The organism is Pseudoxanthomonas sp. CCNWLW251, assembly GCF_037402255.1.
Lineage (GTDB): Bacteria > Pseudomonadota > Gammaproteobacteria > Xanthomonadales > Xanthomonadaceae > Pseudoxanthomonas_A.
The window spans coordinates 148,677-161,179 of sequence record NZ_JBBEGA010000003.1; the positions used below are offsets into that span (position 1 = coordinate 148,677).

Sequence of the window (12,503 nt, forward strand, 5' to 3'; positions counted from 1 at the left end):
GTGGTGTTGTGGTGGTGTTGTATCAAGGTATATCACCCCTGAACGACTTCCATGCGCCGAAGGTCATGGTGACTTGCGTCCGGGCCTGTGCACGGGAAATGACACTTGCCTCTGGACGAAGCGGCGTGCGGAAGTGCGCATCCCCCTCCGTCGAGGTTGCTGGCCGCGCGCGCCCTCTCTGGCGAACGCGGGAACGTAGGCATCGGCGGCAACCATTCGGCGGCACGCGACTTCACGCCACCCGCGCGGAAGCACCGTGCCTGTGCGCGACATTCGGTCGCAGGCTATACTTGCATTCAGCCAAGCGCTGCGGTGGTACGTGGCGCGCGCAACCTGAGAGTTTCCCGAGAATGATGCGACTGCTGCCGCTCGCCGCTTGCCTTGCCTTGGCCGCCCTCCCGCTGGCCGCCCTGACCGCCCAACAGGACACTCCGGCCACGCCGGCCCCGGTCGAAGCCGCGGCGCCTGCCGCCGCTCCCGCTGCCGCGCCCGCACCGCTGGTCGGCAATGCCGACACCGGCCGCACGCTTACCTACACCTGCCAGGGTTGCCACGGCATCGTGGGTTACAAGAACGCCTACCCGAACTTCCATGTGCCCCGCATCGGCGGCCAGTCGGCCGACTATCTTGCCAATGCGCTGACCGAATACCGCAACGGCAACCGCAAGCACCCCACGATGCAGGCCCAGTCGCAGAGTTTTTCCGACCAGGACATCGCCGACATCGCCGCTTTCCTTTCCACCGTCAAGTAAGCCCACATGCCCAACGCCAAGCACGCCCAGCGTCTAGCCATCGCCCTGTTCGCTGCCCTCGCCCTGGTGGCATGTTCGAAGGTGGAAACGACGGAAACCGCCGCCGAGAATCCCGGCCACGCCAGTGGCGAGCATGGCTCCAGCTCCTCTGCCGGCCTGCCCAAGGGCCACATCGCCAAGGGCGAAGAACTGTCCAAGGCCAAGGGCCAGGCCACCGGCCAGAGCTGCGTGGACTGCCACGGCGCCGAAGGCAACGCGCCGATCGACGACACCTATCCCAAGCTGGGTGGCCAGTACGCGGATTACCTGGCGCACGCGCTGCAGGCGTACCGCAGCGGCGACCGCCAGCATGCGCTGATGACCCCACAGGCTGCCGGCCTGAGCGACCAGGACATCTCCGACCTCGCCGCCTACTTCGGTTCGCGCCCCTCGCAGCTGCGTGACCTGCACGGCGTGCACGAGTAAGTCTTCGCTCCCTCGTCGGGAATGCAGAAACGGAGCCGCAAGGCTCCGTTTTCTTTTGCGACATAAGAAAAAGATCAGGTGCGGGAGCGACGCAAGTCGCGGTGGCAGGTCGCAACGCCTCTTCGCGACTTGCGTCGCTCCGACACCCCCCGACTCATCCGCACTCTCAACTGTCGGTGGGGATCGGCGTGCGCTTGACCGGAATCTCCGGCGGCGGTCGCGCCTTCGGTGGTTCGGGGAACAGGCTGCCCAGGCCGCAACCACCGCCCAACTGCAGCACCGACACCGTGCACTTGAGCTTCATGTTCGTGCCTGGGATCGAGATTTCCATTTCGCGCACGTTGCGGCGCACCCATTCGGCCAGAAGGGATTCGTTCGGCACCCAGTACTTGTCGAAGGTGGTCGGTTCGTAGTCGTAAGGGGGACGCTGCAGCCATGTGCCCGCCTCCGCCAGCTGCTCGCGTGTCCACTGATCGTTCTCGCCACCGGGGGCACCGCGCTGAGCGGTGGCATCGCCCGCGCCGCCCGGCACCCGCAGGCTGCCATCGGCGTTGTAGAGGCCTGGCGCATCGCGACCGTCCGCCGCACTGTCGCCTGCTGCATTGCGGGTCGAGTTTCCCCAGTCGTCGGTGCGTGCAGGCGTGTTCCATCCGCCGGATTTCGTCGCGGCCGCCGGGCCGGGCGTTGTGGATGCGCGGGAGGGCGTGCCGCGAGACGTAGCAGGCGAAGCAGACGGGTTCGGCGCCGTTGTCCTCGCCGTTGTCGATGCGGTCGTCGCGGAGCCCGTCGTGACAGGAACCGGTGCGGCGGTGGCAGGGGCAGGTCTCGGTGCCGGCTCGCGGATCTCGGCTTGCCGCACGCTGCGTTCCCGCGTGGCGATGGGGACAGGCGCCACGTCGCGTGCAGGCACCGGCACGCTGCGGACCTGGGGTGCGGGTGCCATCACCTCGCGCTCGCGTACCTGCACGTCACGCGCTGCCACGACAGGCACGTCCACGCTGCGCACAGGCGTGTCCCGGCGCACGACCGGCGCCGCGACCGGTGTGGGGATCTCGCGCACCGGTACGCCCGCCTCGCGCAGGGCCGGCAGGGTGACATCGGGCTGCCGCGGTGTCGGTGGTGGCAGCACGAACGCGCGGGTGGGTTCCGGCACCTCGGTGACCTGCAAGGGCTGGTGCGCAAGTTCGGGCTGTGGAACATCGCGAGACTGGATCCGCGGCATCTCCACCGCAACGTCGGGCAGCGCCGCTTCGGACGGTGGCGGCGAAGCCTCGGACGGCGCGGGCTGTGCCTGGGCCGCCGTGGCCGTCGCCTGCGCCGCGGGGTCGGCCTGCGCCGCCTGCTGCGAACCCGGTTCGGCCGCCTGCGCCTCGCCTCCCGCTTCCTCCGGACTGCCGTCGCCGATGATCTCCAGCCGCACGCGACTGGTGTCGCCGGCTTCCTGTGGCGGCGGCGGAATCTGGACCAGCGCCACCCACATCAGGAACAGGAAGAACAGCAGATGCACGGCACTGCTGGTGAAGCCTGCGAACCAGCGCATCCAGCGCTCTTCGCGTGGCGGAGGTCCCCAGCCCTGGTAGAACAGTGAGCGGAACGCACGCCACCGGCCCAATGCGGCGGGCACGGCATCGGGAGGACGCGGTGTGCGGGCCAGCAGCAGCGTGACGACCGCGTCGGCCTTCTCGCGCGTGATGCGGCCCAGCTTCTCGGGAAGCGCCCGCAACCACAGGCCCCAGCCGAACGGCAGGCCGGTGTGGCGTTCAACGATGGGGGCTGCCTTGCGCGACAGCAGCTGCGCGATGACGTCGGTGGCGTTCGTCACCGGCGCTCGGCTCCGTCAGGCGGCGTTGCCGCGGGGGATATACGGCGCTTCGCCGGTCCCGTGATCGGTCGCGTCGCGCACCGCGGTCACGCCAGGCACACGGGCCATCAGCGTCTTCTCGATGCCCTGCTTGAGGGTGACATCGGCCATGCCGCAACCGTGGCAGCCACCGCCGAAGCGCAGCCAGACCACGCCATCGCCGCCTACTTCCTCCACCGCCACACGCCCCTTGTGGGACGCCAGCTGCGGGTTGATCTCGTTGTCCACCACCCAGCGCACGCGCTCGACCATCGAAGCGGAATCGCCGGGCGCCTCGCCCTTGATGCGCGGCGCCTTGATGGTCAGCTGCGTGCTTGCGCCCTTCATCACGTAGTCGATCTCGGCGCCGTCCAGCCAGTGCACGCTGCCCGCATCGACATAGAGCGTGAAGCCATCGCAGTCGATGGCCCATTCGTCGCCGGCCAGGTCGCGCGGCTCGGAGAACTCCAGCCGTGCGTCGGCCTGTGCCGTGCCGGGATGGACCGCACTCAGGCGCACGCCAAGGCCGGGCAGCGCCTCGCGTTCGATCAGCTTGCGGAAGTGCGCCTGCGCGCTGTCGGAAATCTGGATCATGCGGGTATTCTAGCCCCCTGCCCGACAGGCATTCACGTTCACCGGCCCGTCGTCGGTCTTTGTTCAGACTGGCCGCAACGCAGGAGAGTCCCCATGTCCGACCTTGTCCCTCTCGCCCGCGCGCACTGCGTGCCGTTGCGTGGCAGCGAGCACCGCCTGCCGCCTGCCCGCGTCGCCGAACTGCTGCCCCAGGTGCCGGGCTGGGAACTGGTGGAAGAAGGCCACGCACTGCTGCGGACGTTTCCGTTCGACAACTACTACGAAACCATGGCGTTCGTGAATGCGCTCGCCTTCATCGCTCATGCCGAGGACCATCATCCCGACCTGGGCGTGCATTACAACCGCGCCGTCGTGCGCTACTCCACGCATGACGTCGGCGGCCTGAGCGAGAACGACTTCATCTGCGCGGCCAAGGCCAGCGCCCTGTTGGGAGAATCCTGATGAACCTGCGCAACGCCCGCCTCTGCTTCCTGGTTCCGCTCACCGCGCTCGTGCTGACGGCATGCACGAAACAGGAAGAAGCGCCTGTACCTGTTATCCCGCCCACCGAACTGGCGGCGACCGACACCCCGCCCCCCGTGTATCCGCCCGAAGCCGAATGCAGCAGCGAGGGCGGCACCACCGTGCTGCGCGTGACCATCGAGAAGGATGGCGTGCCATCGCGCGTTTCGCAGGCACAGGGCAGCGGCAACGCCGCCCTCGACAAGGCGGCGCTCGAAGCCGTGCAGACCTGGAAGTTCCGCGCCGCCACGCGCAACGGAAAGCCAGTGAGCCACACCATCACCGTGCCGGTGACGTTCCCGCCCGTGCTGGAAAAGCCGACCCGTTGCTTCGCCCAGGGCAGCCCGGGCTGACGCAGGCCGGGGTCATGACGATGGAAGGGATCAATGCCTGGGCGGTGCTGGTGGCAGCGGCCTGCAGTTTCCTGTTGGGCGGCATCTGGTACGGACCGCTGTTCGGCAAGGCGTGGAACAAGGCCGCGGGCATGGACCCGCAGAAGCAGGGGCATCCGGCGAAGATCTTTGGCGGCGCGTTCCTGTTCTCCCTGCTCGCAGCCGGCGTGTTTGCATCCTGGATCGGACCGCAGCCAGCGCTGACAACCGCACTCTGCCGCGGCGCGCTGGTCGGTTTCTGCTTCGTGGCGGCCAGTTTCGGCATCAACTATCTGTTCGCGCAGCGTGGTGCGCGGCTCTGGTTGATCGACGCCGGCTACCACACGCTGCAGTTCACCCTGTTCGGCCTCGTCCTCGGCCTCTGGCACTGACGCGGTCGGTCAGCCAAGCCGTTCCAGTGCTTCGGCCAGATCGTCGGACAACGGGGCGCTGAGCACGTACGGCGTCCTGCCGCCGTCCAGCGCGAACTGCAACGACGCGGCATGCAGGAACAGGCGCTTCAGGCCTGCCTGCTCGCGCAGGCGCTTGTTGACGGCCGGGTCGCCGTACTTGTCGTCGCCCGCCACCGGATGACCGATGTGCTGCGCGTGCACGCGGATCTGGTGGGTGCGGCCGGTCTCGATGCGTACCTCGCAGAACGAATGCCCACCCCGCCTTTCCAGCACGCGGAAGTGGCTCAACGACGCCTTGCCGTCGCGATGCACCTGCACGTGCCGCTCACCGCCCTGGCGCAGGCCGATGTGCAGCGGCGCGTCCACGCTCATCACACCGTCTGGCATGCGGCCGACCAGCAACGTCAGGTAGCGCTTCTCGATGGCACGGGTGCCGTCCTCGCTGTCCTCGCGCAGCAGCGCCTGCAATTCCGACAGGGCCGAGCGCTTCTTCGCGATCACCAGCAGGCCGGAGGTATCCCGGTCCAGCCGGTGCACCAGCTCCAGGGACTGGTGAGGCCGCAGCGCGCGCATGGTTTCGATGGCGCCGTGGCTGATGCCGCTACCTCCGTGGCTGGCCACGCCGGTGGGCTTGTTGATGACCAGCAGCCGCTCATCCTCGAACACGATGGCCGCCTCCATCCGCTTCAGGAAGCCCACGGGGGGCGCGGATTTGTCTCCTGCATCCACGAGACTGACCGGCGGGATCCGTACCTCGTCTCCACCCTCCAGCTTCCGCTCGGCCTTCGCCCGGCCTCCGTTCACCCGCACCTGGCCGCTCCGCACCAGCTTGTAGACCAGGCTGCGTGGAGCGCCCTTCAGCTGGCCGAGCAGGAAGTTGTCCAGCCGCTGCCCGCCCCGGTCCTCCGGCACCGTGACCGTCCGCACGGCGCTCTTGGCACCCGCTGCCGGCTTGTCGGATGGGGGGGTGGGGTTGGAAGCATTCATTCTGTTACACTCGGCGGGCGAGATAAGGGTTTGATTTCGCAGGGAGTTGCAGTTGGGCCAGAAGCCCGTCTCCCCGCGATTCCGGCAAGTGCGCGGCCACCGCCCCAGGGGCGGCCATGTTAGCGGCTGATCGGCAGGCCCGGATACCGCCGGGTACGTGACGGTACCTGTAGCTGAACATGTCCCGCGCGGCGCCACCTCACCAGGGAAGCTGCCGCCGGTCCCGCAACACCTATTAGAAGAAGCGCTCCCGCGGCCTGCCGTGGTGTCGTAGCGCTGGAAACCCGATCTGCCCCGCTGCGCCTGCGCAAGGGGCGGTGCAATGTTCCAGAGGCGAAACTCCATGGCGTTCCGCGCGGTAGCAGCGCGCGAGGAACGCACAATGAAACGCATGTTGATCAACGCCACGCAGGCTGAAGAACTGCGCGTGGCCATCGTCGACGGTCAGACCCTGTACGACATCGATATCGAACAGCCGTCGAAGGAACAGAAGAAGTCCAACATCTACAAGGGCCGCATCACCCGGCTCGAGCCCTCCCTGGAAGCCGCCTTCGTCGATTACGGCGCCGATCGCCATGGCTTCCTGCCGCTGAAGGAAATCTCCCGCGATTACTTCCAGGCCGGCGTCGACCACAACAAGGCCGGCATCCGCGAGCTACTGAAGGAAGGCCAGGAAGTCGTCGTCCAGGTGGACAAGGACGAGCGTGGCAACAAGGGCGCCGCCCTGACCACGTTCATCTCGCTGGCCGGCCGCTACATGGTGCTGATGCCCAACTCGCCCACCGCCGGTGGCGTGTCGCGCCGCATCGAAGGCGACGACCGGGCCGAGCTGAAGAAGGCGATGGATGCGCTGGCCATTCCCGACGACATGGGCGTGATCATCCGCACCGCCGGCGTCGGCCGTGATGCCGAAGAGCTGCAGTGGGACCTGGATTACCTGTTGAGCGTGTGGAAGGCCATCGCCGAAGCGGCGCTGACCAAGCCGGCCCCGTTCCTGATCTACCAGGAAAGCCGCCTGATCGTGCGCGCTCTGCGCGACTACCTGCGCAGCGACGTGGGCGAGATCCTGGTCGACACCGACGAACTGTACGAAACCGCCCGCGAGTTCATGCAGCAGGTCATGCCGCACAACCTGCGCAAGCTGAAGGCGTACAAGGACGACATCCCGCTGTTCAACCGCTTCCAGATCGAATCGCAGATCGAAGGCGCGTATGAGCGCAACGTGCGCCTGCCCTCCGGCGGCTCCATCGTGGTCGACCAGACCGAGGCGCTGACCGCCATCGACGTCAACTCGGCGCGCGCCACCAAGGGCGGCGACATCGAAGAGACCGCGTTCCACACCAACATGGAAGCGGCCGAGGAAGTGGCCCGCCAGCTGCGCCTGCGCGATCTGGGCGGCCTGGTGGTGATCGACTTCATCGACATGTCGAGCAACAAGCACCAGCGCGAAGTCGAGAACAAGCTGCAGAACGCGCTGAAGTACGACCGCGCCCGCGTGCAGATCGGCCGCATCTCGCGCTTCGGCCTGCTCGAGATGAGCCGCCAGCGCCTGCGCCCGTCGCTGGGCGAATCCAGCCAGATCGTCTGCCCGCGCTGCGAAGGCCATGGCCGCATGCGCAGCGTCGAGTCGCTGTCGCTGTCGATCATCCGCGTGGCCGAGGAGCACGCGATGAAGGACAACACCGGGCAGGTGCTGATCCAGGCCCCGCTGGAGATCGCGAACTTCCTGCTCAACGAGAAGCGCAGCGCGCTGCGCGAGATCGAACAGCGCCACGACGCGCCCGTCATCATCGTGGCCGACGAAGCGCTGCACACGCCGCATTACGAAGTCACCCGCATCCGCGAGAACGAGCTCGGCGAAGAAAGCAGCAAGCCCAGCTACCACCGCGGCACCCAGCGCAAGCTGCCGGTGCATGCGCTGACCAAGGCCCAGCTCAACATCCCCGCCGCGCCCGCCGTCACGCACGTGAAGCACGCGCAACCGGCGCCGGTACGCGAAGAGCGCGAAGCCCCCGTGGCGGCCCCCGCACCGGCTCCGGTCGCCACGCCCGTCGCGGTGGCCGCACCCGCCAGCAGCGGTGTGATCGGCTGGTTCAAGCGACTGCTCGGCGGCAGTGAAGCCACCACGCCCGCACCGCAGGCGCGACCGCAGCAGGACAGCCGCCAGCGCACTGATCGCAACAACGGTCGCCGTGAAAACCGCGACACCCGCGGCCAGCAGAACCAGGGCCGCGGCGGCAAGCAGGACGGTGGCCGCCGCGACGAGCGCGGCAACAAGAGCCAGAACGCGCAGAACGGCAATGCCCAGCAGAAGCCGCGCAACGAACAGCAGGCCCCGAAGCAGCAGAAAGCTCAGGGCAGCCAGCAGAACGCGCAGGGCAATGCTCCGCAGCAGAAGGCACCCAGGCAGGCGCAGCCCGGCAAGCAGGAAGGACCGCGCCAGCCCAACGCGCCACGCACGCCCCAGCAGGAGACGGCCAAATCGGCTGCCCCGGTTGCTGACGATGCCGTGATCGCAACGGCGGCCGTGGCAGCCGTGGTTGAAACCGCCCGCGTGGCAGCTGTCGTCGAGCCCGCCCTGGTCTCGCCGATCGACGCACCGGCCCTGGACACCGACGTGACGGATAGCCTGGCAACCCCGGCCAACCCGGACGCCGCTGCGGATGCCGGTGATGGTGGCGAAGGTGGCAGCCGCCGCCGTCGCGGCCGTCGTGGCGGTCGCCGCCGCCGTCGTGGCAATGGCGAAGGCGCCGCCGCCGGCGAAGAAGGCCTGTCGGTCGATGACCTCGGCAGCGATGACGAAGCCCCGGTGGCCGACCGTTCGCAGCCCGAGTTCGATTTCGATGACGAAGAGCCGGCCGTCGCCGCTCCCCGTCAGCCGAAGCCCCAGGCCATCGATGCACCGGTACGTGAGCGCACCGCGCCGGCTGCCATCGCGCCGGTCGCGGCCGTGGCTGTCATGGCAGACGTCCCGGCGGCCGAGGCGCCCCAGGCGGCGACGCCCGTCCACGTGCCCGCCCCCGTCGTGGTCGAGGCCGCACAGGCGGCCGATGTCATCGAGGACGTGAAGGCCCAGGCCGTGCTTGTCCAGCCCGAGGTGACGGCCACGGTGCAGGAAGAAGCCCCGGCAGCCGTCGCCATCGTCGAGACGGTGAAGTCCGAGATCGCCGCCGAACCCGTGCCGGCGCTCGAAGCGCCGGTCGTGGTGGCGGAAGCCGTCGCAGCGCCCCCCGCCGCAGCCGAGGTCTCGGTGACCGATGTGCGCAGCGAGCCCGTGCAGATCGATCTGGTCGACGCCGTGAACGAAGCCGCCAGCGAACCTGCCGCGCCGGCAGAGGTGGCCGTGGCCGCCCCCGCGCCGCAGCAGGCACCGAAACCGGCCAGCGTGCCGGCAACGGGTTCGCTGTTCTTCGTCGCCGACGCCGACACACCGCCGTCGGTGACGCGCAGCCTGTTCGAGCCGGTGGTGACACCGGTCAAGCCTGCAGCGGATGACATCGCCCGCGACGACAAGCAGGACGACGAAACCTCGGAAGAACGCAGCGTCTGACGCGCTGCACGCTCCCGATGAGGTGAAAGCACACTGGCCGCGCAAGCGGCCAGTGTCGTTTCAGGCTCCGCTACGTCGCGTCATCGCAGCCTGGCCTCGAATAAACCACCCGATCCGGCGCGGACCGACCCACCTGATGCCGTCTTCGGCGACCACCCACCGTCGTCCCGGCGCACGCTGGGACCCATCCTGACGTTGCTGTGGATGCCGCGGCGTGCACGGGCAATGGATTCCAGCGTTCGCTGGAATGACGGAGGTGGGGACTGCGCAGGTCTGTCTACGCTCCATCTACGCTCCGGCTGGCTTGCCGTGCTGGGCGTGCCAAGCCTATCGGTCGTCGTCCCAGCGCACGCTGGGACCCATCCTGACGTTGCTGTGGATGCCGCGGCGCGCAAGGGCAGTGGATTCCAGCGTTCGCTGGAATGACGGGGGTGGAGACTGCGCAGGTTTGTCTACGCTCCATCTACGGTCCGGCTGGCTTGCCGCGCTGGGCGCGCCAAGCCTATCGGTCGTCGTCCCGGCGAACGCTGGGACCCATCTTGACGTTGCTGTGGATACCTCGGCGCGCACGGGCAATGGATTCCAGCGTTCGCTGGAATGACGGGGAGAGACAGCGAGGAGTTCCGTCTGCGGTCCGGTTCGTCGGGTTGGGCGTTCCCGGCGGGTCGGTCAGAGCGCGCGCGACGGATCCATCAGTCCCCACTGCGCCGCCAGGCGCGCCAGGGCGATGTTGTCCTGCACGCCGGTCTTCTCGAACAGCCGCGTCTTGTGCGTGTTCACCGTCTTGGCACTCAGGCTCAGGCGCTTGGCGATCTCTTCCTGGCGCAGGCCCTGCGTCAGCAGCATGGCGACCTCGAGTTCGCGCGGCGACAGCGCGTCGAACGGCGACGCATCGCCGCCCACCGTATGCAGGGCGAGGTTCTGCGCCACGTTGCTGCCCAGGTAGCGCTTGCCGCGCGACACGTCGCGCACGGCACGGATCAGTTCGGCCGCATCGCCCGCCTTGCCGAGGTAACCCGACGCACCGGCTTCCAGCAACCGCTTGGGCAGCGGGCCATCCTCCAGCACCGACACGATGATCACACGCACGCCGATGTCGGCGCGCACGATGCGTTCGGTCACTTCAAGCCCGCTGTAGCCCGGCAGATGCAGGTCGCACAGCACCACGTCCGGTTTCAGCTGGCGCACCATCGGCAACGCGGCCTCGCCGGTGTCCGCTTCGCCCACCACCTCGATGTCGGTTTCCGTACCGAGGATGAGGCGCATGCCGGTGCGTACGAGCGCATGGTCGTCGATGAGGAAAACGCGGATCGTCATGGGAAACGGTTGCCTTGAAGTACGGATCGAGCGTAGGTGGCCGTCCATCGCCGCGCAATTAACATTCTATCGGTTGTCGGGTCCCTGCATGCAGGAAGCCACATCCGGCACACGCATCCGCTGCGGCATACTCCGGCTTTCCCAAAGGAATCCGACATGCCCGGCATCCGTCCGCATCTCCGCGCCGCCCTGCTGCTCTCCCTTGCCGCCATCATGCCCGCCTGGGCCGATGACGGTGTCTCCAATCGCTGGCACACGCAGGTCGGCGATGTCAGCGCGCACGCCGACACCACGGCACGAGGCGATGCGATCAGCCGACGGCTCGACGCATTGGGCATCGCGTGGAAGCGCGAAGCGTTCGAGCAGGACGGCCAGTCCGGCCACAACCTGGTCGCCGACCTCGGTGGCCCCGACGGCGCGCCGCTGCTGCTGATCGGCGCGCATTACGACCAGGTTGACGTGGGCCACGGCGCGACCGACAACGCCTCGGGCGTGGCGGCCGTGCTGGAACTGGCGCAGGCCCTGAAGGCCAAACCCCTCGCCGGCCATCGCGTGCAGGTCGCGTTCTGGGATCTCGAAGAGAAGGGCCTGCTGGGCTCGCGCGCATGGGTCGCCACGCCCGGCCGCGAAAAGCCCGCGCTGTACGTCAACTTCGATGTGTTCGGCTGGGGCGACACCTTGTGGATGATGGCGCCGGACGCCGGCACGCCGCTGGTGGCCGCCCTGCGTGCTGCCAGCCAGCACGAGAAGCTCGGTTTCCAGCCCGGCGACAAATACCCGCCCACCGACCACCTGGCCTTCCTCAAGGCGGGCTGGCCGGCGGTGTCGTTCTCGCTGGTCGGCGGCGACGAGATCGACCCGATCCTCGCGGTCTTCGGCGGCGCCAAGCCGGACCGGATGCCCAAGGTGATGCAGGTGATCCACAGCCCTCGCGATACCACGGCCGAGCTGGACCGTGCCCGCGTCGACGATGCCTTGCGCGTGGTGGAAGCGGGGCTGCGCGCCTGGGATGCCGCTCCGGCGCCCTGAACGCGACTGCCTCAACACACATGCAAACGGGCCCTGCGGGGCCCGTTTGCATATGGACGAGAACACGCCTGGCTCTTCGGGCGGCGACGGTGTCGGACTCGCGGTCCACCGCCAGGCGCAGCAAGGAACAGGGGGTGTCCGGTGCGCTGCGTTCGGTTCTCTCGTGGCGCCCTGGGTGCCAGCCTTGCGGCTCGGAAGCAGGGTTGCGCGGGGGACGGAGGGGGTGGTTCCGCCTGCCCGACCACTGCCGCCGTTTTACGTTGGCATTTGCGAAGACGGCGTGTAGGGCATTCAGCTGCAGCGCACGGTTTCATGACGCCGGCTCGACATCGATGAACCCGGGCGAACGGCCCCGGGCACGGATTCGCATCCACCTCACGGATCGCTGCGTAGTTTCGTGTCAGGCACGCGCACTTCCCCACAGCCGCCATGATGACTTTCGACCTGTTCCACGACGCCGCCGATGACGGCAGTTACGAGCTTTCCATCAACGAGTCCGCACCCCTGCACTTCGCCAGCCGCGGCGCGGCACTGGGCTACGCCATCAAGCTGGCCAACCAGCGCCACCAGCAAGGGCTCGATTACGCCATCAACATCGAGGGTGGCGACGGCCGCTGGCGCCTGTTCAATGGCTGGCGGCTCTGCGCCTGACGTCGCGGGCCCGATGACGGCATTGACGTCCGC

The 12,503-nt window shown here is 68.2% G+C and carries 12 protein-coding genes; 8 read left to right on the forward strand and 4 right to left on the reverse strand.

The window, feature by feature from the left end; translation table 11 throughout:
- Positions 1 to 353: 353 nt before the first annotated feature.
- Both WBN46_RS13730 and WBN46_RS13735 read left to right on the forward strand, forming a co-directional pair.
- A complete protein-coding gene (locus WBN46_RS13730; protein WP_277729986.1) occupies positions 354 to 752 on the forward strand; it encodes a c-type cytochrome in 399 nt (132 codons plus the stop codon).
- A gap of 6 nt (positions 753 to 758) precedes the next feature.
- Entirely contained in the window at positions 759 to 1,217 is a 459-nt protein-coding gene (locus WBN46_RS13735; protein WP_192202592.1) for a cytochrome c, read from the forward strand.
- 166 nt (positions 1,218 to 1,383) lie between these two features.
- Here WBN46_RS13735 and WBN46_RS13740 read toward each other — a convergent pair whose 3' ends face one another.
- Both WBN46_RS13740 and WBN46_RS13745 read right to left on the reverse strand, forming a co-directional pair.
- The gene (locus WBN46_RS13740) at positions 1,384 to 3,039 is read right to left on the reverse strand and encodes a hypothetical protein (protein WP_337732055.1); all 1,656 of its coding nucleotides are present in this window, start codon (positions 3,037 to 3,039) and stop codon (positions 1,384 to 1,386) included.
- A 15-nt stretch (positions 3,040 to 3,054) separates the two neighbouring features.
- A complete protein-coding gene (locus WBN46_RS13745) occupies positions 3,055 to 3,651 on the reverse strand; it encodes an NfuA family Fe-S biogenesis protein (RefSeq protein WP_192202594.1) in 597 nt (198 codons plus the stop codon).
- A gap of 93 nt (positions 3,652 to 3,744) precedes the next feature.
- Between WBN46_RS13745 and WBN46_RS13750 the strand changes: the two genes are divergently transcribed.
- The 3 genes from WBN46_RS13750 to WBN46_RS13760 are packed head-to-tail and all read left to right on the forward strand — an operon-like array spanning position 3,745 to position 4,915.
- Positions 3,745 to 4,092 (forward strand): 4a-hydroxytetrahydrobiopterin dehydratase, encoded by a 348-nt coding sequence (locus WBN46_RS13750; protein WP_337732056.1) that lies wholly within the window; start codon positions 3,745 to 3,747, stop codon positions 4,090 to 4,092.
- On the forward strand, positions 4,092 to 4,505 hold the full coding sequence (locus WBN46_RS13755) for an energy transducer TonB (protein ID WP_337732057.1): 414 nt from the start codon (positions 4,092 to 4,094) through the stop codon (positions 4,503 to 4,505). Before WBN46_RS13750 ends, WBN46_RS13755 begins: the two co-directional genes overlap by 1 nt.
- Before the next feature lie 14 nt (positions 4,506 to 4,519).
- Positions 4,520 to 4,915, forward strand: coding sequence for a DUF1761 domain-containing protein (locus WBN46_RS13760; RefSeq protein WP_337732058.1), 396 nt, complete (start codon positions 4,520 to 4,522; stop codon positions 4,913 to 4,915).
- 9 nt (positions 4,916 to 4,924) lie between these two features.
- On the opposite strand, the gene WBN46_RS13765 is transcribed toward WBN46_RS13760, so the two are convergent.
- The gene (locus WBN46_RS13765) at positions 4,925 to 5,923 is read right to left on the reverse strand and encodes an RluA family pseudouridine synthase (RefSeq protein WP_337732059.1); all 999 of its coding nucleotides are present in this window, start codon (positions 5,921 to 5,923) and stop codon (positions 4,925 to 4,927) included.
- 382 nt (positions 5,924 to 6,305) lie between these two features.
- Here WBN46_RS13765 and WBN46_RS13770 point away from each other — a divergent pair, with 382 nt between their 5' ends.
- Positions 6,306 to 9,473, forward strand: a complete 3,168-nt coding sequence (locus WBN46_RS13770) for an Rne/Rng family ribonuclease (RefSeq protein WP_337732060.1) — start codon at positions 6,306 to 6,308, stop codon at positions 9,471 to 9,473.
- Between the two features lie 669 nt (positions 9,474 to 10,142).
- Here WBN46_RS13770 and WBN46_RS13775 read toward each other — a convergent pair.
- A complete protein-coding gene (locus tag WBN46_RS13775; RefSeq protein WP_337732061.1) occupies positions 10,143 to 10,790 on the reverse strand; it encodes a response regulator in 648 nt (215 codons plus the stop codon).
- Between the two features lie 156 nt (positions 10,791 to 10,946).
- Between WBN46_RS13775 and WBN46_RS13780 the strand changes: the two genes are divergently transcribed.
- On the forward strand, positions 10,947 to 11,819 hold the full coding sequence (locus WBN46_RS13780; RefSeq protein ID WP_337732062.1) for a M28 family metallopeptidase: 873 nt from the start codon (positions 10,947 to 10,949) through the stop codon (positions 11,817 to 11,819).
- A gap of 429 nt (positions 11,820 to 12,248) precedes the next feature.
- A complete protein-coding gene (locus WBN46_RS13785; protein WP_337732063.1) occupies positions 12,249 to 12,470 on the forward strand; it encodes a hypothetical protein in 222 nt (73 codons plus the stop codon).
- Positions 12,471 to 12,503 lie beyond the last annotated feature (33 nt).